The sequence below is a fragment of the Streptomyces sp. A18 genome, assembly GCF_059026065.1.
Genome location: NZ_JBWLKL010000008.1, coordinates 283,741 through 307,438 on the forward strand (window position 1 = coordinate 283,741; position 23,698 = coordinate 307,438).

Consider the following 23,698-nt stretch of genomic DNA (forward strand, 5'->3'; position numbering starts at 1 on the left):
AGCTTTCTTCGGTACTTCGCACTTCTTCGGCACTTCGGCACTCGGTCTGCCGCTCCAGTATCCCCGACGCGCGCAAAGGGGGCGGCCCCGGGAATCGGGACCGCCCCCACACGCGAAGTGGGTCAGCGCTTGTTCGTGTAGTTCGGCGCCTCGACCGTCATCTGGATGTCGTGCGGGTGGCTCTCCTTGAGGCCCGCGGACGTGATGCGCACGAAGCGGCCCTTGGTCTCCATCTCGTCGATGGAGGCGGCGCCCACGTAGCCCATCGTCTGGCGCAGGCCGCCGACGAGCTGGTGCAGCACGTTGGCCAGCGGGCCGCGGTAGGCCACCTGGCCCTCGATGCCCTCGGGGACGAGCTTGTCGTCCGAGGAGACCTCCGCCTGGAAGTAGCGGTCCTTCGAGTACGAACGGCCCTGGCCACGGGATTGCATGGCACCGAGCGAACCCATGCCGCGGTAGGACTTGAACTGCTTGCCGTTGATGAACATCAGCTCACCCGGCGACTCCTCGCAGCCCGCGAGCAGCGAGCCGAGCATCACGGTGTCGGCGCCGGCGGCCAGCGCCTTGCCGATGTCACCGGAGTACTGCAGGCCGCCGTCGCCGATGACCGGGACACCGGCCGCACGCGCCGCGACGGCCGCTTCGTAGATGGCGGTGACCTGCGGGACGCCGATTCCGGCGACGACGCGGGTGGTGCAGATGGAACCCGGGCCGACGCCGACCTTGACTCCGTCGACACCGGCGTCGATGAGCGCCTGGGCGCCGTCGCGCGTCGCCACGTTGCCACCGATCACGTCGACGCCCACGCCCGACTTGATCTTCGACATCCAGCTCAGGGCGTTGCTGTTGTGCCCGTGCGACGTGTCGACGATGAGGAAGTCCACGCCCGCCCCGGCCAGCGCCTGTGCGCGCTCCAGCGCCTCGGGGCTCGCGCCGACGGCGGCGCCGACGAGGAGACGGCCCTCGGCGTCCTTGGCGGCGTTCGGGTACTGCTCGGCCTTCTTGAAGTCCTTGACCGTGATGAGGCCCTTGAGGACCCCCGCGTCGTCGACGAGGGGCAGCTTCTCGATCTTGTGGCGGCGCAGCAGCTCCATGGCGTCGACGCCGGAGATGCCGACCTTGCCGGTCACGAGCGGCATGGGCGTCATGACCTCGCGCACCTGGCGGCTGCGGTCGTTCTCGAAGGCCATGTCGCGGTTGGTGACGATGCCGAGCAGCTTGCCCGCCGGGTCGGTGACCGGGACGCCGCTGATGCGGAACTTGGCGCACAGCGCGTCGGCCTCGCCCAGCGTGGCGTCCGGGTGCACGGTGATCGGGTCGGTGACCATGCCGGACTCGGAGCGCTTCACCAGGTCGACCTGGTTGACCTGGTCCTCGATCGACAGGTTGCGGTGCAGCACGCCGACGCCGCCCTGGCGCGCCATGGCGATCGCCATGCGGGCCTCGGTGACCTTGTCCATCGCCGCCGAGAGCAGCGGAATGTTCACGCGTACGTTGCGGGAGATGCGGGACGAGGTGTCCACGGCGTTCGGGAGAACCTCCGACGCGCCGGGCAGCAGCAGCACGTCGTCGTAGGTCAGCCCGAGCGTCGCGAATTTCTCGGGCACTCCGTCGACGTTTGCAGTCATGACACCTTCCCCAAATGGCCTTGATCGGTGCGGATGTCCATGCTAACGGGAACGGAGGGTGTCTCATTCCACGATCAAGATCATCGACCAGGTTTGTGCGTTCATATGGCATGAATGAACAGCGAAGGCCGTCACCGCACGGCCGGTGACCGCTACTGCTCGGCCAGTGCCCGCAAGCGACTCAACGCGCGATGCTGCGCGACCCGCACCGCACCCGGGGACATGCCCAGCATCTGCCCGGTCTCCTCGGCCGTGAGCCCGACGGCGATCCTCAGGAGCAGCAGCTCGCGCTGGTTCTCCGGAAGGTTGGCCATGAGCTTCTTGGCCCATTCGGCATCGCTGCTGAGCAGCGCGCGCTCCTCGGGACCGAGGGAGTCGTCGGGCCGCTCCGGCATCTCGTCCGACGGCACCGCCGTGGAGCCGGGATGGCGCATCGCCGCGCGCTGCAGGTCGGCGACCTTGTGCGCGGCGATCGCGAAGACGAACGCCTCGAAGGGGCGCCCCGTGTCCTTGTAGCGCGGCAGTGCGAGGAGGACCGCGACGCACACTTCCTGCGCCAGGTCCTCCACGAAGTGCCGCGCGTCGCCCGGCAGTCGGGAGAGCCGCGTGCGGCAGTACCGCAGCGCCAGAGGGTGCACATGAGCGAGGAGATCGTGCGTCGCCTGCTCGTCGCCCTCGACCGCGCGAAGGACGAGGGCACCGATCACCGTCGTCTTGTCATCGCGCATCGGTCCATGGTGCCTTGGTGCTGATTGATCCGCGGCACCACGTCCGTAGTTGTGCACCGAAGCGTTATGAGCAGGTGCGCCGGAACTCATCTCGTGCGCCCTCCCCTCCCGCTCGACCGACCTGTCCCCGAGGAACTCCACACCTCAAGGATGCGGCATCGGCGGCGAAGCAACGGCAACCGCTCCCGCGAGAGGGAGCTACGGGCGTCCGTCACCCCGCCCACCACGAGGCGGGCGGGGATCGCCGTGCCCGCACGGCGGCACACCTATCGGACCAGGCCCCAGCGGAAACCGAGCGCCACGGCGTGCGCGCGGTCCGAGGCGCCGAGCTTCTTGAACAACCGCCTGGCGTGGGTCTTGACGGTGTCCTCGGAGAGAAAAAGCTCACGTCCGATCTCGGCGTTCGACCGGCCGTGGCTCATGCCCTCGAGCACCTGGATCTCCCGCGCGGTGAGTGTGGGCGCCGCGCCCATCTCGGCCGAGCGCAGTCTGCGCGGAGCAAGGCGCCACGTCGGATCGGCGAGGGCCTGCGTGACGGTCGCGCGCAGTTCGGCGCGCGAGGCGTCCTTGTGCAGATAGCCGCGGGCACCCGCGGCGACCGCGAGCGCGACACCGTCCAGATCCTCGGCGACGGTGAGCATGATGATGCGCGCACCGGGGTCGGCGGAAAGCAGCCGCCGCACCGTCTCGACGCCGCCCAGTCCGGGCATGCGTACGTCCATCAGAATCAGGTCCGAGCGGTCGGCGCCCCAGCGGCGGAGGACTTCCTCGCCGTTGGCCGCTGTCGTCACGCGCTCGACGCCGGGCACGGTCGCGACCGCGCGGCGGAGCGCCTCTCGGGCGAGCGGGGAGTCGTCGCAGACGAGGACGGATGTCATGACTGTCCTCCGCGGCTCTCACAGCTGCTGCGCGTCACCTTGAGCCTCCAGGCTGGTACTTATTCGTCACCTGTGCGGTTGACGCTCTCGGACATCTGCCCGAGCGCTTGTTCTTTCAACCGCCTCGCACTCTCAACGACGGTCACCCGAAAGAGTTACGGGGCGGTCAGCCATCTTCGGCACTCTACGTGAGGGCGCGGACACGGGACTGGTAGCGCGGGAGACCCTCAACCTTTCATCACAACCCATGCCCCATTTAGCCGCCTTCCTTCCCTTTTGCTGGTGTCTGTGGCTAGATTTTCCAATGAGTCATATTTTCATCTCCTTAGACAGCAGATGTACGGTCGTGGGCACCGTATCCGCGCAGAACGGCTACCAGGAGACAAGCAATGGCAGATTTCTCCCGCCTCCCCGGACCGAACGCAGATCTCTGGGACTGGCAGCTCCTCGCGGCCTGCCGCGGGGTCGACAGCTCGCTCTTCTTCCATCCCGAGGGCGAGCGGGGCGCGGCGCGCAGTGCGCGTGAGAACTCCGCCAAGGAGGTCTGCATGAGGTGCCCGGTACGCGCGGAGTGCGCCGCTCATGCCCTCGCGGTGCGGGAGCCGTACGGCGTGTGGGGCGGGCTTACCGAGGACGAGCGCGAAGAGCTGATGGGCCGCGCCCGCAACCGCCTCGTCACGACGTCCACGCCGTCGGCGACGGCATCGGCCGCTGCCAGGGCAGCAAGCGGCGGCATGGTCACGCACACCTGAAGGAACGTTTCTTCAACAGGCGCTCAGCGCCGCGCGGCGCGCGCCAGGTGGTCAAGAGTGGCCGCCACCGCGGGCACCTGCGCCAGATCCGGCAGAGTGAGCGCGACGATCTCGCGCTGGACGGCAGGCTCCACCGTCACTGTGCGTGCACCTTTGGGGCGTACGGATTCGATGGCGAGTTCGGGCAGCACCGCCACCCCAAGGCCCGCGCCGACCAGGCCGATCACCGCCGGATAGTCGTCGGTCGCGAAATCGATCCGCGGCACGAAACCCGCCCCCTCGCAGACCTCGACCAGCTGCCTGCGACAGCGCGGACAACCCGCGATCCACGGCTCGTCGGCCAGTTCCCCGATGGCGACCGACTCGGCCTTGGCGAGGCGGTGCCCCTCGGGCACGAGGCCGACGAGCCGATCGGTGAGCAGAGGGCGTACGACCAGGTCGTCCCACTCCTCGGCCGCGGACGCGCCGTCATAGCGGAAGGCGAGCGCCACGTCGCAGTCGCCCTCGCGCAGCATCTCGACCGAGCGCGGCGGCTCGGCGTCCACGAGCGAGACCCGGGTGCCGGGGTGCGCGGCACGCAGGGCCGCCAGCGCGCCGGGTACCAGGGTCGAGCTGCCGCTGGGGAAGGAGACGAGGCGGACCCGGCCCGCCCGCAGGCCCGCGATGGCGGCGACCTCTTCCTCGGCCGCGGTCAACCCCGCCAGGATCCCGGTGGCGTGCCGGACCAGGGCCTCGCCCGCCTGGGTCAGGCGCATCTCACGCCCCGTGCGGATGAGCAGCGGCGTACCCGCGGAGGATTCGAGTGCCTTCATCTGCTGGCTGACGGCCGGCTGGCTGCAGCCGAGTTCGCGCGCGGCGGCCGAGAAGGAGCCGGTGGTGGCGACGGCGCGCAGGACGCGGAGATGACGGGCCTCGATCATGCATGAATCATAAGTGACGCTTGGGGCGAACGCCCAATAATGCCTCGACGCTTTGAGTGAGCTCGCCTAACCTGCCGTCATGAAGCTTCTCTCCGTGAATCTGGGCCGGTTCAAGGCCGTGGAGTACACCGACGCTCCCGCGGGCGGCACCGGCATCGACAAGCGGCCCACCGAAGGGGCCGTACGGGTGGCGGCTCCCGGCGCGAAGGGGGTCGCCGGGAGCGGGGTGGCCGGGGACGAGGTCTGCGACCTGCGGCACCACGGCGGGAACGACCAGGCGGTGTACGCCTATGCGCGCGAGGACCTCGACGCGTGGGAGCGCCTGCTCGGCCACCCGCTGACCAACGGCTCCTTCGGCGAGAACCTCACGACGTACGGGCTCGACGTGAGCGGCGCGAAGATCGGCGAGCGCTGGCGCGTGGGCCCTGACCTGCTCCTCGAAGTGACGTCGGGCCGCATCCCCTGCCAGACCTTCCAGGGCCATCTCGGCGAGACGAAGTGGGTCAGGCGCTTCACCCAGGAGGGCTCTCCCGGCGCCTATCTGCGGGTGATCGAGCCGGGTGAGATCCGGGGCGGTGACCCGATCGAGGTCGTGCACCGGCCGGGGCACGACATCACCGTCGCCCTCCAGTTCAGGGCCGTCATGACGGAGAAGCACCTGCTGCCGAGCCTGCTCGCCGCCGGTGACGCGCTCCATCCCGAGTTGATCCAGACGGCTCGGAAGTACGTGGAGAAGTACGGATCGCAGACGTCGTAACCGACCGCCGGCCCCGGCGACTTGGGCCCGGCCTGCGGCGCATTCCGAAGCGCCGCAGGCCGGGAGGCCATCCGGGCGACACGGCGGTGCCTGGATCTCACTAGCCTTGGCGCATGACTACGGCTCTGATTACGGGATCGACCGCCGGTATCGGCGCGGCCTTCGCCCGGCGGCTCGCCGGTGACGGCCACAACCTCGTCCTGGTGGCGCGGAACACCGAACGACTGCGGGAACAGGCGACCGAACTGCACGACCGGCACGGCATCGAGGCGGAGGTCCTCACCGCGGACCTCGCGACGGACGACGGGATCGCCGCCGTCGAGAAGCGGCTCGCGGACCGCAGGAACCCGGTCGACCTCCTGGTGAACAACGCCGGGTTCGGCAACAAGGGCCTGTACCTGGAGGTGCCGATCGAGGACGAGCTGACGATGCTCAAGGTGCACTGCGAGGCGGTGCTGCGCCTGACGACGGCGGCGACGGAGGCGATGCGGGAGCGGGGTCGCGGGGGCGTGGTGAACGTCGCTTCGGTGGCGGCGTTTGTGCCGCGCGGGACGTACGGCGCGTCGAAGGCGTGGGTCGTGCAGTTCACGCAGGGTGTGGCGAAGGATCTGGCCGGCTCGGGGGTGCGGTTGATGGCCCTGTGCCCCGGCCTCGTACGGACCGAGTTCCACGAGCGCGCCGGGATGGGGACGTCCAACATCCCCAAGTGGATGTGGCTCGACGCGGACAAGCTGGTCGCGGCGGGCCTCGCCGACCTGGCCCGCGGCAGGTCGGTGTCCATCCCGGACCCGCGGTACAAGGCGATGATGGGCGTGGTGAAGGTGACGCCGAGGGCGTTGCTGGGGAGCGTGACGTCCAGGACAGGCAGGAAGTACGGCCCGCAGTAGCCCCTTTAGGGGCGCGGGGAACTGCTTAAGGGCGCGGGGAACTGCGCGACCAGCCACGACAGGCCCGCACCCGGAAACGCACGGAGGCCCGGCGCCCCCAACCAGGGGGCACCGGGCCTCGGTTACAGGCTCAGGTCAGTGGGAGTGACCGTGGCCGTGACCGGCCTCAGCCTCTTCCTCGGCCGGCTTCTCGACGACCAGCGTCTCGGTCGTGAGGAGCAGCGACGCGATGGACGCGGCGTTCTCCAGCGCGGAGCGCGTCACCTTGACCGGGTCGATGACGCCGGCCTTGACCAGGTCGCCGTACTCACCGGTCGCGGCGTTGAAGCCGAAGCCCTTGTCGAGCTCGGCGACCTTCGAGGTGATGACGTAGCCCTCGAGGCCGGCGTTCTCGGCGATCCAGCGCAGCGGCTCGACGGCGGCGCGGCGGACGACGGCGACACCGGTGGCCTCGTCGCCCTCCTTGCCGAGGTTGCCCTCGAGCACCTTGACGGCGTGCACCAGAGCGGAGCCACCACCGGAGACGATGCCCTCCTCGACCGCGGCGCGGGTCGCGGAGATGGCGTCCTCCAGACGGTGCTTCTTCTCCTTGAGCTCGACCTCGGTGGCGGCGCCGACCTTGATCACGCAGACGCCACCGGCGAGCTTCGCCAGGCGCTCCTGCAGCTTCTCGCGGTCCCAGTCCGAGTCCGTGGACTCGATCTCGGCCTTGATCTGGTTGACGCGGCCCGCGACCTCGGAGGCGTCGCCGCCGCCGTCGACCACGGTGGTGTCGTCCTTGGTGACGGTCACGCGGCGCGCGGTGCCGAGCACGTCGAGGCCGACCTGGTCGAGCTTGAGGCCGACCTCTTCGGCGATGACGGTGCCGCCGGTGAGGGTGGCGAGGTCACCGAGCATGGCCTTGCGGCGGTCGCCGAAGCCGGGAGCCTTCACCGCGACGGCGTTGAAGGTGCCGCGGATCTTGTTCACGACCAGGGTCGACAGGGCCTCGCCCTCGACGTCCTCGGCGATGATCAGGAGCGGCTTCGAGGCGTTGGTCTGGATGACCTTCTCGAGCAGCGGCAGGAGGTCCTGGATGGAGGAGATCTTGCCCTGGTGGATCAGGATGTACGGGTCGTCGAGGACGGCCTCCATACGCTCCTGGTCGGACACCATGTACGGGGACAGGTAGCCCTTGTCGAAGGCCATGCCCTCGGTGAAGTCCAGCTCGAGACCGAAGGTGTTGGACTCCTCGACGGTGATGACACCGTCCTTGCCGACCTTGTCCATCGCCTCGGCGATGAGCTCGCCGACCTGCGGGTCCTGGGCGGACAGACCGGCGACGGCCGCGATGTCGGCCTTGTCGTCGATCGGGCGCGCGGTCGAGAGGAGCTCCTCGGACACGGCCTTGACGGCGGCGTCGATGCCCTTCTTCAGGGCGGCCGGGGAGGCGCCGGCGGCTACGTTGCGCAGGCCTTCCTTGACCAGGGCCTGGGCGAGGACCGTCGCGGTGGTGGTGCCGTCACCCGCGATGTCGTTGGTCTTGGTCGCCACCTCCTTGACGAGCTGCGCGCCGAGGTTCTCGTACGGGTCCTCGACCTCGACCTCACGGGCGATGGTGACGCCGTCGTTGGTGATGGTGGGGGCGCCGAACTTCTTGTCGATGACGACGTTGCGGCCGCGGGGGCCGATCGTCACCTTGACCGTGTCGGCAAGCTTGTTGACGCCGCGCTCGAGGGCGCGACGGGCGTCCTCGTCGAACTTCAGGATCTTCGCCATGGGAGCGGTTCAGCCCTCTCGGAAAACTCGGGTTTGACGAACGAACTGCGCCCCTCGCCGCCCGGCAATCAGCAGGGGTGGCCAGGGGCGCAGCTCAAAGCATGTTTCTGCTCGGGTGAATTACTTCTCGACGATCGCGAGCACGTCGCGAGCCGAGAGGACGAGGTACTCGTCGCCGTTGTACTTCACCTCGGTGCCGCCGTACTTGCTGTACAGCACGACGTCGCCGACCTTGACGTCGAGCGGCAGGCGCTCGCCGTTCTCGAAGCGACCCGGACCCACGGCGAGGACAGCACCCTCCTGGGGCTTCTCCTTCGCGGTGTCCGGAATGACCAGGCCAGAGGCCGTGGTCTGCTCGGCGTCGAGCGGCTGGACCACAATGCGGTCCTCAAGCGGCTTGATGGCAACCTTGGAGCTGGCGGTCGTCACGATCCGGTCTCCCCCTTCGGAGATCTACGGGGTTAACAGTCTGGGGTGGCGACCAGGTGGATCCGTCGTCGCGGGTGCCGGACCTGCCCGTCGCTGTTGGCACTCTCCAGTGGTGAGTGCCAAGGCCGAGACTAGGACGACGATTAGCACTCGGTCAAGCGGACTGCTAATTCGCTGACGCGGGTCTTATGGGGACGGGCTGCCCCGCGGGGCCACGGGGACGTCTCCCCGCCCTTCCGGGCAACGCCTTCCGGGGTCCTGTGGTTCCTTCTCGGCAGCTGGGCTCCGCCCTGATTCCGGTGGGCCCGCGGGCCGGGCACAACTGGGCGAAGGACCCGGTTCACCGGGCTTCTTCGACGGGACCTTCTCCGCCGCCTTTCTGCCCAGGCGTTCGATCGGGTCCACCGACTGCGCGCACCCCGTGAGCAGCGCGGGCGCGAGCACGCCCGCCGCAAGGGCCGCGGCGAGACAGCGGTGCGCCCGCGCCCGCCGGGTCACAGGTAGTCCTCCAGCCTGGCCACCGCGTACCCCTTGTCGGTGACGATCTTCATGACCTTGCGGATCATGTCCGGCATCGTGCCCTTCCAGTCCTCGCGCCCACGGAAGTGCGTGAGGATGATGTCGCCGGGGTGCAGGTCCCGGTCCCACTCGCGCCAGTCCATGCGGTCGGGGAACGCCTCGGACGCCCACAGCGGAACGGCCTTGATGCCGCAGGACTTGGCGGCGCGCAGCGAGTCCGCGTTGTAGTTGCCGTACGGCGGGCGGAAGAGCTCGGGGCGTTTGCCGTACTGCTTCTGGATGACGTCTTGCATGCCGCAGATCTCGCGCCGCTGCTCCTTGTACGAAAGCCCCGGCAGATAGGGGTGGTTGAGGGTGTGGTTGTTCAGCGAGACACCGCGGGACTGCATCTTCTTGAAGTAGGCGTAGTCCTCCTTGACCAGATAGTCGCTGAGGAACGCGGTGTACGGGATCTTCAGCTCGCTCATCATCTTGAGCAGCGCCGGGTCCTTCTCGGCGCCGTCGTCGATGGTCAGGAAGACGACCTTCTTCTTGGTCGGGATCGTCGTGAAGACGGGCGGCAGGCCCGCCTGTCCCTTGACCTCGAACCCCTTGCGGGTGGTGATCTTCGGCTTCGCCGCGGGGGCGGGCGGCGCGGCCAGCGGGGTCTTGGCCAGGCCCCAGCGCTTCGCGGCGGCGGCGCGGGCGACCTGGGCGACGCGGAGTTTCTGGGCGTAGGAGTCGAGGGCGCGGGCGGGCGGCGCGTCCAGGCGCTGCTGACCGGGGGCGGGCTTGGCCGCGCCGTCGGTGCCCGATGCGCAGCCGGAGGCGATCGCGGCGGCCGTGATCACGGCGGCCCCGGCCCGCACCCGCCCACGCGCCCGGCCCGGCTTCTGATTCTTCCGCCTCGCCCAGAATTTGTCGTTTTGTCGTACTAGCTGCATGGCGCCGGATCTTTGCAGCTCACGGCCCGGCTGCCCGGCCGACACCGCCGCCGGGCGCGCACCATCCACCGACTGGCCCACAATGGGCCGGGTGAACGACCTCGACGCCGCCCTGACCGCCTTCTCCGCGCTGCTCACCGCCGAGGGCCGGTCCCTGCTCGATCTCAACGAGGTGCGGGAGGCCGATCCGGCCAGGGAGCTCGCCGTCGCCACGCGTCTGCGCCGCGAGCACCCGGCGGAGCTGGTCACGGCGGTTCTCGCGCAGGCGCGGCTGCGGCGGCGGGCGGTGGCGAAGTTCGGCGCCGAGGACGCGGGCCGGATGTTCTTCACGCCGAACGGCGTCGAGCAGGCGACACGTACGAGCGTCGCGGTGCACCGCGCCGAGAGCTTCAAGGCCCTCGGCGTACGGAGCGTGGCCGACCTCTGCTGCGGCATCGGCGGCGACGCGATCGCCCTCGCCCGCGCCGGGATCGCCGTACTCGCCGTCGACCGCGACCCGCTGACCTGCGCGGTGGCGCGCGCGAACGCGGACGCGCTTGGGCTCGCCGACCTCATCGAGGTGCGGGAGGCCGATGTCACCGAGGTCGACACGGCCGCGTACGACGCGGTCTTCGTGGACCCGGCGCGGCGCGGCGGGCGGGGCCGGATCTTCGACCCGGAGGCCTACTCCCCACCGCTCTCCTGGGCGATCGAGGCCGCCCGCAAGGCCCCGCACGCGGCGCTGAAGATCGCCCCCGGCATCCCGCACGAGGCGGTGCCCGCCGAGGCCGCGGCGGAGTGGATCTCGGACGGCGGTGACGTGAAGGAGGCCGTGCTGTGGTTCGGCACGGACACCCCGTCCTCGCACCGCGCCACGCTGCTGCCCTCGGGCGCCTCCCTGTGGTCCTCGCTCGACGCGATGCTGCCGGACCCCGAGGTGCGGGCGGTCGGGCGCTATCTGTACGAGCCGGACGGCGCCGTCATCCGCGCGCATCTGGTGGCGGAGGTGGCCGCGCGGGTGGAGGGCGGCCTGATCGACGAGACGATCGCGTACGTCACCTCCGACGCGCCGCACGAGACTCCGTACGCGGTGGCGTACGAGATCACCGATCAACTGCCCTTCGGCGTGAAGAAGTTGAAGGCTGTGCTGCGGGAGCGGGAGGTCGGGATCCTGACGGTGAAGAAGCGGGGCTCCGCGGTGGAACCGGAGGAACTGCGCCGCAAGGTGAAGCCGCAGGGCAAGAACTCGGCGACGGTGTTCCTGACGCGAGTGGCGGGGGCGCCGGCGATGTTGATCGGGCGCCCGGTGGACCGACATCCCGCTGCCCCGAAGCCTTGAGCACCGCCAGCACCGCCAGCACCGAGTTCGCCGAGTTCGCCGAGTTCGCCGAGTTCGCCGAGTTCGCCGAGTTCGCCCTCAAACGCCGGACGGGCTGATCCGTTCCGCCCGTCCCAGCAGAAGCTCCCGCTCCCGCTCATTTCGAGCGAGCCCCGCTGCCCGCTCGAACTCCTCCCGCGCCTCGGTCACCCTCCCGAGCCTGACCAGCAGGTCACCCCGCACGCTGGGCAGCAAGTGGTAATCCTTCAGGGCGGGTTCATCGGCGAGCGCGTCCACCAGCTCAAGCGCCTGTGCCGGGCCGGAGGCCATCGACACCGCCACCGCCCGATTCAGCTCGATCACGGGCGACGGAGTGCGCGCCCCCAACAACCCGTACAGCACCACGATTTGGGACCAGTCGGTGTCCTCGTACGACAAGGCGTTCGCATGGCACGCGGCGATCGCGGCCTGGAGCTCGTAAGGACCCGGGCCGCCCGTCGAGACGGACCGCGCACGGCCGAGCGCCTCGAAGCCCCGCCGGATCAGCGGTCGGTTCCAGTGGCGGCGGTCCTGGTCCGCGAGGAGCACCGGCTCACCCTTCGGTCCCGTCCGTGCCGCCGAGCGGGACGCCTGGAGCTCCAACAACGCGGCCAGGCCGTGCACTTCGGGCTCCCGGGGCATCAGTGCGGCCAGCACACGGGCGAGGCGCAGCGCGTCCTCGCACAGCGACGGCCGCAGCCAGTCGTCGCCCGCCGTGGCCGCGTACCCCTCGTTGAAGATCAGGTAGATGACTTCGAGCACCGACCCGAGCCGGGTCTCGCGCTCGGCACCGTACGGCACTTCGAAGGCCACGCCCTTGGCGGCGAGGGTGCGCTTCGCGCGGACGATGCGCTGGGCCACCGTCGCCTCGGGGACCAGCATCGCGCGGGCGATCTCCGGCGTCGTCAGGCCGCCGAGCAGCCGCAGCGTGAGCGCGATGCGGGCCTGGGCCGAGAGCACCGGGTGGCAGGCGGTGAAGACGAGGCGCAGGAGGTCGTCGTCGATGTAGTCAGGATCGACGACGGAGACTGCGGGTTCGTCGACGTGGGGCGGGGCGGCCTCCAGGTCGCGGCCCATCTCCTCCAGCTTGCGCGCGTAGCGCTCCCTGCGGCGTACGAGGTCGATGGCGCGGCGCTTGGCGGTGGTCGTCAGCCAGGCGCCCGGGTTGTCGGGGACGCCGGTGTGCGGCCACTGTTCCAGGGCGGCGACCAGGGCGTCCTGCGCGAGCTCCTCCGCGATTCCCACGTCCCGCACGATGCGCGCGACACCGGCGATGAGACGCGGGGACTCGATGCGGAAGACGGTCTCGATGGCGTTGCGGGGGGTGTCCGGGCGAGGGTGCTCTGAAGAGTGGGCCGTCACGGCCACCCATCAGAGCACCCTCCGCGGGGCGCCGCAAAGACCGGCGCCCCCCCCAGCCCGCGGTTCGGGCTCAGCCCTCCATGATCTCCCGGACCTCCGCCGTCACCGTCCACTCCTCGTCATGGACCTTCAGGAACCGGCTGGCCCACTCGATCGCCTCGGCCTTGTCCTTGCACTGCGCGATGGAGTAGCCGCCGACGACCTCCTTGGCCTCGGTGAACGGCCCGTCCGTGACGGACAGTTGACCGCCCTCCCAGTGGACGCGGGTGCCCTGGGCGGTCGGGGTGAGCCCCGCGGTGTCGAGCATCACCCCGGCCTTGGTGATCTCTTCGAGCAGCGCGCCCATGCGCTCACCCATCTCGGGGCTGGGCCCGCCCTCGGGGGAGTTCTTCTCGTCGATGCGGATCATCGTCAGGTAGCGCGGCATGGTCATGTCTCCTTCGGCTGTCGTCGCATGCCCTGCGGGCCCGCGACGGGCGGGGCTCTTCCCCGCCTCTCACCTGTGCGTCGAACGGGAGACGCCCGGATCGACATCGCCGCCGAGATTCTTCGAAGAATCTTTTTGGGTGCGCGTTTCCGCAGGCCGCAGCCGTGCAGGCGCACGATGCAGCACCGCGGTGGCCACGGCCGCCGCCACCAGCAGCTCGGCGAGGACTCGGCGTCTGCGCCGGCCCTCCCGCCACGCTCGCGACGCCGAAGACCACGAACCCGGCGATCAGGGTGCGCCGCCGCCCGCCAGATCGGCGAGGCGCCCGCCCGGCATGAGGAGGCCGCCGAAGGCGAGCGCGTAGGCGTTGACGACCCAGAGCAGCGAGTCGGCCCCGAAGCCGAGGTCGTCGCCGCTGCACCACCTGCGGACTGACCCCGTCCCAGGCCGTCGCCGCCTACCGCACCATCTGGCACTGCGTCTACGGCGCCCTGGTCTTCCGCCAGGCGATGGCCCGCCGCGCGCAGGAGCCGGACCGAAGGCGCTACTTCCCCGACATGCTCACGGACGCCGACGCCGAGGAACTCCCCCACCTCACCGCGCCGGCGGACCGCTGGCTTGAACTCACGGCGGAGTACGACGTGTCCACACAGCTGGCAGCGGTCATCGACGGCCTCCTGGGGCCGGCGCGGCGCCCCATCGGCCGGTAGCCGGCCGGTAGCGGCGTCAGCCCAGGCCGACCGACTCGAACCGCCACCGGTGCACCGCCCGCGTCACCAACTCCGATGCGGGCTCGGGCAGTTCGGGCAGTGCGGCGTCGCACGGCGCGTCCCACCACGTCAGGACGAGGACCCGGTCCTGCGGGGCGCGGAAGCTCTCGCGTCGGATCGGGGCGCCGTCCAGGGCCTGGGCCCGCGCCCAGGCGAGCAGTTCCTCGCCACGGCCCTCGGCCGCGCGGGCCTCCCACATCAGCGCGACGGTCACGGGTACAGGTTCTCCTTGCTGACCTCGTGCACGTGGTCGTGGTCGTGGGTGTGGGTGTGGTCGTGGCCGTGCCCGTTGCCCGGGACGTGCGGCTCCGTCACCGGGAGCGAGGAGTCCGCCGACAGATCCCAGTCGGATGCGGACCGGTTCCGCGCCACCATCTCCGCGCCGAGCGCCGCCACCATCGCGCCGTTGTCCGTGCACAGCTTCGGCCGCGGCACCCGCAGCCGGATCCCGGCCGCCTCGCACCGCTCCTGCGCGAGCGCGCGCAGCCGCGTGTTGGCGGCCACGCCGCCGCCGATCATCAGGTGGTCCACGCCCTCGTCCTTGCAGGCCCGCACGGCCTTGCGGGTCAGCACGTCGACGACCGCCTCCTGGAAGGACGCCGCCACGTCACGCACGGGCACGTCCTCGCCCGCGGCCCGCTTGGCCTCGATCCAGCGCGCCACGGACGTCTTCAGGCCGGAGAAGGAGAAGTCGTACGCCGCGTCGCGCGGCCCGGTCAGGCCGCGCGGGAAGGCGATCGCCTTCGGGTCGCCCTCCTTCGCGTACCGGTCGATCACGGGGCCGCCGGGGAAGCCGAGGTCGAGCACCCGCGCGATCTTGTCGAAGGCCTCGCCCGCCGCGTCGTCGATGGTCGCGCCCAGCGGGCGGACGTCCGATGTGATGTCGGAGGAGAGCAGCAGCGAGGAGTGGCCGCCCGACACGAGCAGCGCCATCGTCGGCTCGGGCAGCGTGCCGTGCTCCAGCTGGTCGACGCAGATGTGCGAGGCCAGGTGGTTGACGCCGTAGAGCGGCTTGCCGAGCGCGTATGCGTACGCCTTGGCCGCCGAGACGCCCACGAGCAGCGCGCCCGCGAGGCCGGGCCCCGCGGTGACCGCGATGCCGTCCAGGTCCTTGGCCGTGACGCCCGCTTCCTTCAGGGCGCGGTCGATGGTCGGCACCATCGCTTCGAGGTGCGCCCGCGAGGCGACCTCGGGCACGACGCCACCGAAGCGCGCGTGCTCGTCGACGCTGGAGGCGACGGCGTCGGCGAGCAGGGTGGTGCCGCGGACGATGCCGACGCCGGTCTCGTCACAGGAGGTCTCGATGCCGAGAACGAGAGGTTGGTCGCGCGAGTCAGCCATGGGTGTCGGTTCCTTGTACGGATGTCGATGGATCGGTCAGACGCATCACCAGGGCGTCCACGTTGCCCGGCTGGTAGTAGCCGCGCCTGAAGCCGATGGGCTCGAAGCCGAAGCGCTCGTACAGCTTCTGCGCCCGGGTGTTGTCGACCCGCACCTCGAGCATGACCTCGCCGCACTCGAAGGCGGTGGCCGCGGTCAGCAGGTCGGTGAGGAGCCGGGAGCCGAGCCCCGAGCCCCAGTGACTCGGGGCCACCGCGATGGTCTGTACGTCGGCCTGGTCGCCGGCCGACGCGAGCCCCGCGTACCCGACGAGCCGGTCCTCGTCCGTCGCCACCACGTACCGGCGGGTGGCCAGCGGCCCGCGCGCGTGGGCGAGCTCGGACCAGAACATGCCGCGCGACCAGGCGTCGTCCGGGAAGAGCTCCTTCTCGAGGACGAAGACAGATTCGATGTCCCACCAGCGCATCTCGCGCAGGACGACTGTCGTCACGGATGTCACTTGGGGGTGACCACCTTGTAGTTCTTGGGGACCTGCGCGTCCGGGCGGCGCAGGTACAGCGGCCTGGGGGCCTGCAGCTCCTCGCCCGCGGCGAGCTTCTCGGCGGCGAGGGAGGCGAGCGAGGCCGCCGAGACGTGCTCGGGGGCGCGGGCGTCCGGGAAGGTCTCGGGGTAGAGCAGCGCGCCGGCGCCGACGGCGGGCAGGCCCGCCACCGCGTCCGCGATGTCCGCGGGGCGGTCCACGGCGGCGTCGGTGAGGCGGGTGCGCGGGTCCGCGTACCGGGCCCAGTAGACCTCCTTGCGGCGCGCGTCCGTGGCGACGACGAAGGGGCCGTCCTCGATGCCGGACTCGTACGCGAGGCCGTCGAGCGTGCACACCCCGTGCACCGGCACGCCGAGCGCGAGGCCGAAGGTGTCGGCGGTCATCAGGCCGACGCGCAGCCCCGTGTAGGGGCCGGGGCCGACCCCGACGACGATGCCGGTCACGGCGTCGAGTCTGAGCCCGGCGTCGGCGAGCACGCGGTCGACGGCGGGGAGCAGCAGCTCGCCGTGGCGGCGGGCGTCCACCTGACTGGAGGCTGCGACGACGGACGAGCCGTCGTGCAGCGCGACGGTGACGGCGGGAGTGGCGGTATCCAGAGCGAGCAAGAGCACGCGAATAGCCTACGGCTCCGGCGCACGGCGCACGGCCGACCGAGGATGCCGCACACCTGCTGCTAACGTCACCCAGTAGCCGTACGGAGTACGAAGAGGGTGGCGCAGTTGTCCAGGAGCAGCTCGGGATTCGTGGCCGGGCTCACCGCCGCCGCGCTCGCCGCGGTCGGCTTCCTCGCCTACCAGGCATCGGCCAGCGCGCCGGACACCCTGGGCAAGAAACCGGACAAGAACCCTTCCGCCTCGGCCTCGCGCTCCCCCAAGGACAAGGGCGACCCGACGGCGGTCCCCGCACAGTCCGGTACGGGCGAGCGGGTCGTCTACTCGGTGGGCGACGACCGCGTATGGCTGGTCTCCGGCTCCGGCAAGGCACAGCGCACGTTCGAGGTCACGCCGAGCACGGTGGACCCGGCCCCCGGCACGTACACCGTCACCTCGCGCTCGGGAACCGTCACCGGAACGGACGGCGTCGCGATCGAGCACGTCGTGCGTTTCGCGAACGTGGACGGCATCGCGATCGGCTTCAGCGCGGCGGTGGACGGCTCGACGCCGAAGCCCGACCCGTCGAAGAAGACCGGCGGCATCCGCGAGTCGCGCAAGGACGGCAACGCCATGTGGAAGTTCGCGACGATCAGCAAGAAGGTCGTCGTCGTTCCGTAGGGGCGTCGCCCGAGGGTGCCGGATCGCGCGGCGGGGTCGAGACCGCGCTCGCCGCCGCTCCGGCGGCCAGCAGATCGCGCATGGAAATCCCCGATGGCCCCGACAGCCCGTGCGGCGGGGGCTGTGCGTCACGTTCTGCAGCCGACATGGATGCCTCCTGGGCTCCGGGGGCAGACGTGGTTAGGCAGACCTAACCAGTACTGGCATCCATGTGACCACGCGCGACGCACGCCGCGCAACATCTTGCCGACGGCTTGTCGGAATGTTCGGGTGAAAAGACGAGGATCAGGCCGAAAGCAGCGTGAGATCGGCCTGGGCCCACCGCTCGCCGACCCCGGTCAGCGTCACTTCGCGCACCTCGTCCGTGGTGTCGCCGACGGCACGGTCGATGGCGACGCGCAGCCGGTCGTCGGAGAGCTCCTCGACCTTGCCGTCGCCCCACTCCACGACGATCACCGACTCGGGCAGCGACACGTCGAGGTCGAGGTCCTCCATCTCGTCGAGGCCGCCGCCCAGGCGGTACGCGTCCACGTGTACGAGGGGCGGTCCCTCGGACAGGGACGGGTGGACGCGGGCGATGACGAAGGTCGGGGACGTGACGGCGCCCCGGACGCCGAGGCCCTCGCCCAGGCCGCGGGTCAGTGTCGTCTTTCCGGCGCCCAGTTCGCCGCTGAGCATCACGAGGTCGCCGGGGCGGAGCAGCTTGGCCAGGCGGCGGCCCAGGTCGCCCATCTGCTCAGGGGAGGTGACGGTGATGCCGAGGGTGTTCGCGGGGGCCGGGTTGTGCGGTGCTTCCATGCCCACCCACGTTAGCCGCTGGACGTCCGTGCGTCGGTCGCCTCCGGGACGGCGCCCGTGCGCGCGAGGAGGTCCGCGAGGCGGTCCGTGACGACCTCGGGGTGCTCCAGCATGACCAGGTGCCCGGCGTCCGGGACGAGCACAAGCTCGGCGTCCGGGAGCAGATCGGCGATGACCTCGCTGTGCTCGCTGGGCGTGACCAGGTCCTTGTCACCGGCCAGGACGAGGACGGGAAGCTCGGCGAAGTGCTTCAGCGCCTCCGTCTTGTCGTGCTCGGCGAACGCCGGGTAGAACTCCGCGACCACGTCGATGGGCGTCGACTCGATCATCCGCTCGGCGAACCGCGAGATCGCCGGGTCCACGTCCTTCGACGAGAACGAGTAGCGCTTGATGATCCCGGCGAAGAGGTCCGCGGTGGCCCGCCGCCCCTTCTCCACGAGCTCGGCCTGGGAGCCGAGCGCCTTCAGGACCCCCGGAAGCACGCGCCGCACGGCGTTCATCCCCGCGACCGGCAGACCGAAGTTGACGCTGCCGAGCCGCCCGGACGACGTACCCACAAGAGCGACGCCGACGACGCGCTCACGGATCAGCTCGGGGAAGTGGTCGGCGAGGGCCATCGTCGTCATGCCGCCCATGGAATGCCCCACCAGGACCAGCGGCCCCTCGGGCGCCGCCGCGTCGATGACGGCCTTCAGATCCCGCCCCAGCTGGTCGATGGAGACCGGCGTCCCGTCCGCGAGCTGCGCCGCGCCGCGCCCCGAACGGCCGTGGCTGCGCTGGTCCCAGTACACACAGCGCACGACGCCGCGCAGGGCGGCCCGCTGGAAGTGCCAGGAGTCCTGGCTCAGGCAGTAGCCATGGCTGAAGACGACGGTGACGGGAGCGGGGGCCTTGCGCCCGAAGAGCCTGCGCCGCCGCGGCGCCTGCGCGCTGTCGGACTCGACCTCGTCGACCTCGTACGAGAGCTCCGTGCCGTCCTCCGCGTACGCCTGGCCCGGCATGCCGCGCAGCGAGCCGTACGGACCCGACGCGTCGAGGGCGAGCCGCGCCTTCTTGCGCATGCCGCGGCCGACGGTCAGCCGCTCGATGGCGACACCGGCCGCCGCGCCCGCGGCGACGACGCCGATCGCGGCACCGGCGAAGCCGGCCCTGCGCCAGTTCCCGGCCGCCGCGGCGACTTCCGTCACCGCTTCCGCGGCCGCCCCCGTGCTGGTCTCGCTCACGTGCCGCTCCTACTCAGTCGTCGGGTCGCTCGTTCACATAGACGCGCGGAACACGCGATCCGATGCGGGTGACGATCTCGTACGCGATGGTGCCCGCCGCCTGTGCCCAGTCCTCGGCGGTCGGCTCGCCCTCGTCACCGGGGCCGAACAGGACGGCTTCGGAGCCCACCGCCGGCTCGTCACCACCGAGATCGACCACGAACTGGTCCATCGCGATGCGCCCCGCGACCGTCCGCAACTTGCCGCCGACGAGCACGGGTCCTGTGCCCGACGCGTGGCGCGGGATCCCGTCCCCGTACCCGACCGGGACGAGACCGAGAGTCGTCTCTCCGGGTGTGACGTAGTGATGCCCGTAACTGACGCCGTGACCCCCCGGAGCGTGCTTCACGAGGGCGAGCGAGGCGCTGAGTCGCATGACGGGCCGCAGCCCGAACTCCTCCGGGGTGCCGATCTCGGGGCTGGGCGAGATCCCGTACATCGCGATCCCGGGACGTACGAGATCGAAGTGCGTCTCCGGAAGCGTGAGCGTGCCCGGCGAGTTGGCGATGTGCCGCACCTCGGGCCGGATCCCGCGCTCCTCGGCGGCCGCGACCATCTCGCGGAAGAGGGCGAGTTGGGCGGCGATGGACGGATGTCCTGGCTCGTCCGCACACGCGAAGTGCGACCAGATCCCGGTGACGCGCACCAGTCCCTCGGCCTCGGCCTGCAGTGCCTGCGACACGAGCTCGGGCCAGTCGGCGGGCATGCATCCATTGCGCCCGAGGCCGGTGTCGGCCTTCAGCTGAACCCGCGCCGTACGCCCCACCGCCCGTGCGGCGGCGGACACTTCGCGCAGGGCCCAGAGCCCGCTCACCGACATGTCGAGGTCGGCTTCGACGCCTTCGCGCCAGGGCCCGCCCGGGGTCCACAGCCAGCACATCAGACGCCCCTGGATCCCGGCGGCCCGCAGCGCGAGCGCCTCGTCGGGGGTCGCGGTGCCCACCCAGGTGGCGCCCGCCTCGATCGCCGCGCGGGCGCAGGGCACCATCCCATGGCCGTACGCATCGGCCTTCACGACGGCCATGAAGGCGGCGCCCGGCGCGAGGGCGCGCAAAGTCCGCACGTTGGCCCGGAGGGCGGCCAGGTCGATCTCGGCGCGGGCACGCAAAGGTGCGGTCTCAGTCATAACGCCGACCAGTGTCTCAGAGCCCACTGGCACCCTGGCAGCCGCGCGCCTCAGGCCCCTTGCCTGCTTCCCCACGCGTAGACCCGGTCGCCCTTGTGCAGGGTCTTCCACAGGGCGCGGGCGTCGGCGATCCGCAGGTTCACGCAGCCGTGCGAGCCTGGGCGGTCGTAGACACCCGCACCCGGCACGGGCCCCGCACCCGGCACGGCCCCGCACCCAAGACAAACCAGCCCCGCACCGCCCAGCCGGACGCTAGTCCCCCCGTACATCCCGCCAAGCCACAGGAATAGCCTCAGCCACATCCTGCGCCCCCACCGGCGCCCCCAGTCCCCCCGGCGCCCCAACCGCCGCACGCCGCCCCGCGAGCCCATGCAGGTACGCCCCCACCGCCCCCGCATCCCCCGCACCCAGCCCCGCCGCCAGCAAAGCCCCCGCCAGCCCCGACAGAACATCGCCACTGCCCGCAGTGGCGAGCCACGGCGTCCCCGTCGGGTTGACCCGCACCGCGCCACCACCCTCCGGCGGCCCCGCGACCAGCGTCGTGGACCCCTTCAAGAGCACCGTCGCCCCGTACCGCGCCGCCAACTCCCGCACAGCGGCAAGACGCCCCCGCTCGACCTCCTCCCGCGAAACCCCCAGCAGCGCCGCCGCCTCCCCCGCATGCGGCGTGAGCAACGTGGGCACGCCCCGCGCACCCCGGCCCCGCACCACATCCGCATCGACAAGCCGCAGCCCATCCGCGTCGATCAGCACCGGCACATCGGCATCGACCACGTCCGCGAGCCGCTCGGCATCGTCCCCGAGCCCAGGCCCGACCACCCAGGCCTGCACCCGCCCCGCCTTGGACGGCGGCCCGGCGGAGACGAGGGTCTCCGGGAAGCGGGCGATCACCGCATCCGCCGCGTGCCCCACGTACCGCACCGCCCCCGCACCACCCCGCAGCGCACCGGCGACGGCGAGCACGGCGGCTCCGGGATACCGGGCGGACCCGGCGACGATCCCCACCACACCCCGCCGGTACTTGTCGCTCTCCCCGGTCGGCAACGGAAGCAACGAGGCCACATCTGCGTACTGCAGAGCTTCCACCTCGCCGCCCGTGGCGCCCCCGCCCAGCTCAAGCCCGATATCGACCAACCGCACCGCCCCCGCGTGCTCCCGCCCCGGATCAATCAACAACCCCGGCTTGTACGCACCGAAGGTCACCGTCACGTCGGCCCGAACCGCGTCCCCGCTCACCACCCCGCTGTCGGCGTCCACCCCACTCGGCAGATCAACGGCGACTACAGGCACCCCCAATTCCCGTACGAGCCGCACCACTTCAACAGCCCCGGCCCGCAGCCCACCCTTCCCCCCGATACCCACGATCCCGTCCACAACAAGATCGGCACCCCGCACGGCACCCCGCACGACATCCGCCGAACCAGCCACCCGCCCCCCAGCGGCGCGGAACGCGGCAAGTCCACCCCCGTGCACCCGTTCGGGCGAGAGCAGCACCGCCGAAACCCCCGCCCCCCGCCGCGCGAGCCGCGCCCCGGCGTACAGCGCGTCACCCCCGTTGTCCCCGCTCCCCACGAGCAGCACGACCCGGGATCCGTAGACCTTGCCGTACACCCTGCCGAGCACCTCTGCGCAGGCCACCGCGAGCCCGGCAGCCGCCCGCTGCATCAGGGCACCTTCCGGCACCCGCGCCATCAACTCCCGCTCCGCGGCCCTGACCGTCTCTACCGAGTACGCAGTACGCATACCCCGAGTGTCACCCGGCGCCGAGCACAGCGCCTACCCCTCGGCGATCACCACGGCCGACGCCACCCCCGCGTCATGGCTGAGCGAGACATGCCACGACCGCACCCCCAACTCGGCGGCCCGCGCCGCCACCGTCCCCTTCACCCGCAGCCGCGGCTGCCCGCTCCCCTCGACGAACACCTCCGCGTCCGTCCACCGCAGCCCGGACGGCGCCCCCAGCGCCTTGGCAAGCGCCTCCTTCGCCGCGAACCGCGCCGCAAGCGAGGCGATCCCCCGCCGCTCCCCGCTCGGCAGCAGCAACTCCCGCTCCACGAACAGCCGCGTGGCCATCCCGGCCGTACGCTCCAGCGCCGCCTCGAACCGCTCGATCTCGGCCACGTCGATTCCGACCCCAATAATCACAAGCAGCAGCCTACGAGCCCCCGCACCCCAACCACTCGCCCCGCAGGGCCCGCGCACCCTAACGGTTCAAGCCCCGGCGGGGGTGACGCACCCCACCCCCCGCCCCGTTCAAACAGCCGTAACAATGGACTGTGATCTCATCGGTCTCCGTACCCCCGACGACACCGCGGAGCGCCCACCGGCACAGGCCGGAGGCGACTCCCTACGTCGACCTCACCCGCACCGAGTGGAGCGCCCTGCGCGACAAGACGCCGCTCCCCCTCACCGCCGAGGAGCTGGAGCAGCTTCGCGGCCTGGGTGATGTCATCGACCTCGACGAAGTGCGGGACATCTATCTGCCGCTCTCCCGCCTCCTCAACCTCTACGTGGGCGCGACGGACGGCCTGCGCGGCGCGCTCAACACCTTCCTCGGCGAGAAGGGCTCCCAGTCGGGCACGCCCTTCGTCATAGGAGTCGCCGGCTCGGTGGCCGTCGGCAAGTCGACCGTCGCCCGCCTCCTCCAGGCGCTCCTCTCCCGCTGGCCCGAACACCCCCGCGTCGAGCGCGTGACGACGGACGGCTTCCTCCTGCCCACCAAGGAACTGGAGGCCCGCGGCCTGATGTCCCGCAAGGGCTTCCCGGAGTCGTACGACCGAAGGGCCCTGACCCGCTTCGTGGCGGACATCAAGGCGGGCAAGGACGAGGTGACGGCGCCCGTCTACTCCCACCTGATCTACGACATCGTGCCGGACCAGCGCCTCACGGTCCGCCGCCCCGACATCCTCATCGTCGAGGGGCTGAACGTCCTGCAGCCGGCCCTTCCCGGCAAGGACGGCCGCACCCGCGTGGGCCTCGCCGACTACTTCGACTTCAGCGTGTACGTGGACGCGCGCGCCGAGGACATCGAGCGCTGGTACCTGAACCGCTTCAAGAAGCTCCGCGCCACCGCGTTCCAGGACCCGTCCTCGTACTTCCGCAAGTACACCCAGGTCTCGGAGGAAGAGGCCCTGGACTACGCCCGCACGACCTGGCGCACCATCAACAAGCCCAACCTCCTGGAGAACGTGGCCCCGACGCGCGGCCGGGCCGCCCTGGTCATCCGCAAGGGCCCCGACCACAAGGTGCAGCGGCTGAGCCTGCGCAAGCTGTAACCCCGGCAGC

At 71.0% G+C, this 23,698-nt stretch carries 25 protein-coding genes and 1 pseudogene; 7 read left to right on the top strand and 19 right to left on the bottom strand.

The window, feature by feature from the left end; translation table 11 throughout:
- Positions 1 to 122: 122 nt before the first annotated feature.
- From guaB to AC5P1C_RS16535, 3 genes are all read right to left on the bottom strand, one after another.
- Complete coding sequence (gene guaB, locus AC5P1C_RS16525; RefSeq protein ID WP_493866578.1) at positions 123 to 1,628, bottom strand: IMP dehydrogenase; 1,506 nt, start codon at positions 1,626 to 1,628, stop codon at positions 123 to 125.
- A gap of 152 nt (positions 1,629 to 1,780) precedes the next feature.
- Positions 1,781 to 2,356: a sigma-70 family RNA polymerase sigma factor gene (locus tag AC5P1C_RS16530; protein ID WP_055549856.1), complete on the bottom strand. Its 576-nt coding sequence runs from the start codon at positions 2,354 to 2,356 to the stop codon at positions 1,781 to 1,783.
- A 266-nt stretch (positions 2,357 to 2,622) separates the two neighbouring features.
- On the bottom strand, positions 2,623 to 3,234 hold the full coding sequence (locus AC5P1C_RS16535) for a response regulator transcription factor (protein WP_003948568.1): 612 nt from the start codon (positions 3,232 to 3,234) through the stop codon (positions 2,623 to 2,625).
- Positions 3,235 to 3,623: 389 nt separating this feature from the next.
- Here AC5P1C_RS16535 and AC5P1C_RS16540 point away from each other — a divergent pair, with 389 nt between their 5' ends.
- Positions 3,624 to 3,986 (top strand): WhiB family transcriptional regulator, encoded by a 363-nt coding sequence (locus AC5P1C_RS16540; protein ID WP_493866579.1) that lies wholly within the window; start codon positions 3,624 to 3,626, stop codon positions 3,984 to 3,986.
- A gap of 23 nt (positions 3,987 to 4,009) precedes the next feature.
- On the opposite strand, the gene AC5P1C_RS16545 is transcribed toward AC5P1C_RS16540, so the two are convergent.
- A complete protein-coding gene (locus AC5P1C_RS16545) occupies positions 4,010 to 4,906 on the bottom strand; it encodes a LysR family transcriptional regulator (protein WP_493866580.1) in 897 nt (298 codons plus the stop codon).
- 79 nt (positions 4,907 to 4,985) lie between these two features.
- On the opposite strand from AC5P1C_RS16545, the gene AC5P1C_RS16550 reads away from it, so the two are divergent.
- Positions 4,986 to 5,663, top strand: a complete 678-nt coding sequence (locus AC5P1C_RS16550) for an MOSC domain-containing protein (protein ID WP_493866581.1) — start codon at positions 4,986 to 4,988, stop codon at positions 5,661 to 5,663.
- A 113-nt stretch (positions 5,664 to 5,776) separates the two neighbouring features.
- Positions 5,777 to 6,550: an SDR family NAD(P)-dependent oxidoreductase gene (locus tag AC5P1C_RS16555; protein WP_493866582.1), complete on the top strand. Its 774-nt coding sequence runs from the start codon at positions 5,777 to 5,779 to the stop codon at positions 6,548 to 6,550.
- A gap of 135 nt (positions 6,551 to 6,685) precedes the next feature.
- On the opposite strand, the gene groL is transcribed toward AC5P1C_RS16555, so the two are convergent.
- From groL to AC5P1C_RS16570, 3 genes are all read right to left on the bottom strand, one after another.
- Positions 6,686 to 8,308 (bottom strand): chaperonin GroEL, encoded by a 1,623-nt coding sequence (gene groL, locus AC5P1C_RS16560; RefSeq protein ID WP_493866583.1) that lies wholly within the window; start codon positions 8,306 to 8,308, stop codon positions 6,686 to 6,688.
- Between the two features lie 120 nt (positions 8,309 to 8,428).
- Entirely contained in the window at positions 8,429 to 8,737 is a 309-nt protein-coding gene (groES, locus tag AC5P1C_RS16565; protein ID WP_006347174.1) for a co-chaperone GroES, read from the bottom strand.
- A gap of 494 nt (positions 8,738 to 9,231) precedes the next feature.
- Positions 9,232 to 10,179, bottom strand: a complete 948-nt coding sequence (locus AC5P1C_RS16570; RefSeq protein ID WP_493866584.1) for a polysaccharide deacetylase family protein — start codon at positions 10,177 to 10,179, stop codon at positions 9,232 to 9,234.
- Positions 10,180 to 10,270: 91 nt separating this feature from the next.
- On the opposite strand from AC5P1C_RS16570, the gene AC5P1C_RS16575 reads away from it, so the two are divergent.
- Positions 10,271 to 11,497 (top strand): class I SAM-dependent methyltransferase, encoded by a 1,227-nt coding sequence (locus AC5P1C_RS16575; RefSeq protein ID WP_493866585.1) that lies wholly within the window; start codon positions 10,271 to 10,273, stop codon positions 11,495 to 11,497.
- Positions 11,498 to 11,575: 78 nt separating this feature from the next.
- Here the strand turns inward: AC5P1C_RS16575 and AC5P1C_RS16580 are convergent, their stop codons facing one another.
- Positions 11,576 to 12,877 carry an RNA polymerase sigma factor gene (locus AC5P1C_RS16580; RefSeq protein ID WP_493866586.1) on the bottom strand — a complete coding sequence of 434 codons (1,302 nt, stop codon included), beginning with the start codon at positions 12,875 to 12,877 and terminating at the stop codon, positions 11,576 to 11,578.
- Between the two features lie 70 nt (positions 12,878 to 12,947).
- Positions 12,948 to 13,304: a YciI family protein gene (locus AC5P1C_RS16585; RefSeq protein WP_493866587.1), complete on the bottom strand. Its 357-nt coding sequence runs from the start codon at positions 13,302 to 13,304 to the stop codon at positions 12,948 to 12,950.
- A 509-nt stretch (positions 13,305 to 13,813) separates the two neighbouring features.
- Between AC5P1C_RS16585 and AC5P1C_RS16590 the strand changes: the two genes are divergently transcribed.
- On the top strand, positions 13,814 to 14,014 hold the full coding sequence (locus AC5P1C_RS16590; protein ID WP_493866588.1) for a hypothetical protein: 201 nt from the start codon (positions 13,814 to 13,816) through the stop codon (positions 14,012 to 14,014).
- A gap of 16 nt (positions 14,015 to 14,030) precedes the next feature.
- Here AC5P1C_RS16590 and AC5P1C_RS16595 read toward each other — a convergent pair whose 3' ends face one another.
- The 4 genes from AC5P1C_RS16595 to tsaB are packed head-to-tail and all read right to left on the bottom strand — an operon-like array spanning position 14,031 to position 16,567.
- A complete protein-coding gene (locus AC5P1C_RS16595; RefSeq protein ID WP_493866589.1) occupies positions 14,031 to 14,288 on the bottom strand; it encodes a hypothetical protein in 258 nt (85 codons plus the stop codon).
- Positions 14,285 to 15,415, bottom strand: a complete 1,131-nt coding sequence (gene tsaD, locus AC5P1C_RS16600) for a tRNA (adenosine(37)-N6)-threonylcarbamoyltransferase complex transferase subunit TsaD (RefSeq protein WP_493866590.1) — start codon at positions 15,413 to 15,415, stop codon at positions 14,285 to 14,287. Before tsaD ends, AC5P1C_RS16595 begins: the two co-directional genes overlap by 4 nt.
- A complete protein-coding gene (gene rimI / locus AC5P1C_RS16605) occupies positions 15,408 to 15,881 on the bottom strand; it encodes a ribosomal protein S18-alanine N-acetyltransferase (RefSeq protein ID WP_493866624.1) in 474 nt (157 codons plus the stop codon). The genes tsaD and rimI overlap by 8 nt, the downstream gene beginning before the upstream one ends.
- 29 nt (positions 15,882 to 15,910) lie before the next feature.
- Complete coding sequence (tsaB, locus tag AC5P1C_RS16610) at positions 15,911 to 16,567, bottom strand: tRNA (adenosine(37)-N6)-threonylcarbamoyltransferase complex dimerization subunit type 1 TsaB (RefSeq protein WP_493866591.1); 657 nt, start codon at positions 16,565 to 16,567, stop codon at positions 15,911 to 15,913.
- Between the two features lie 108 nt (positions 16,568 to 16,675).
- Between tsaB and AC5P1C_RS16615 the strand changes: the two genes are divergently transcribed.
- Positions 16,676 to 17,227 carry a hypothetical protein gene (locus AC5P1C_RS16615; protein ID WP_493866592.1) on the top strand — a complete coding sequence of 184 codons (552 nt, stop codon included), beginning with the start codon at positions 16,676 to 16,678 and terminating at the stop codon, positions 17,225 to 17,227.
- Between the two features lie 285 nt (positions 17,228 to 17,512).
- Here the strand turns inward: AC5P1C_RS16615 and tsaE are convergent, their stop codons facing one another.
- The 6 genes and pseudogenes from tsaE to AC5P1C_RS16645 all read right to left on the bottom strand — a co-directional run bounded on the left by tsaE (position 17,513) and on the right by AC5P1C_RS16645 (position 22,558).
- The gene (tsaE, locus tag AC5P1C_RS16620) at positions 17,513 to 18,025 is read right to left on the bottom strand and encodes a tRNA (adenosine(37)-N6)-threonylcarbamoyltransferase complex ATPase subunit type 1 TsaE (RefSeq protein ID WP_493866593.1); all 513 of its coding nucleotides are present in this window, start codon (positions 18,023 to 18,025) and stop codon (positions 17,513 to 17,515) included.
- Positions 17,964 to 19,248: pseudogene (locus AC5P1C_RS16625) on the bottom strand (alpha/beta fold hydrolase). Before AC5P1C_RS16625 ends, tsaE begins: the two are co-directional and overlap by 62 nt.
- A gap of 13 nt (positions 19,249 to 19,261) precedes the next feature.
- Positions 19,262 to 20,413, bottom strand: a complete 1,152-nt coding sequence (gene alr / locus AC5P1C_RS16630; RefSeq protein WP_493866594.1) for an alanine racemase — start codon at positions 20,411 to 20,413, stop codon at positions 19,262 to 19,264.
- 50 nt (positions 20,414 to 20,463) lie between these two features.
- The gene (locus AC5P1C_RS16635) at positions 20,464 to 20,601 is read right to left on the bottom strand and encodes a L,D-transpeptidase family protein (protein WP_493866595.1); all 138 of its coding nucleotides are present in this window, start codon (positions 20,599 to 20,601) and stop codon (positions 20,464 to 20,466) included.
- A gap of 64 nt (positions 20,602 to 20,665) precedes the next feature.
- The gene (locus tag AC5P1C_RS16640) at positions 20,666 to 22,156 is read right to left on the bottom strand and encodes an NAD(P)H-hydrate dehydratase (protein ID WP_493866596.1); all 1,491 of its coding nucleotides are present in this window, start codon (positions 22,154 to 22,156) and stop codon (positions 20,666 to 20,668) included.
- Positions 22,157 to 22,189: 33 nt separating this feature from the next.
- Entirely contained in the window at positions 22,190 to 22,558 is a 369-nt protein-coding gene (locus tag AC5P1C_RS16645; RefSeq protein WP_493866597.1) for a holo-ACP synthase, read from the bottom strand.
- Between the two features lie 131 nt (positions 22,559 to 22,689).
- On the opposite strand from AC5P1C_RS16645, the gene coaA reads away from it, so the two are divergent.
- A complete protein-coding gene (coaA, locus tag AC5P1C_RS16650; RefSeq protein WP_493866598.1) occupies positions 22,690 to 23,688 on the top strand; it encodes a type I pantothenate kinase in 999 nt (332 codons plus the stop codon).
- Positions 23,689 to 23,698 lie beyond the last annotated feature (10 nt).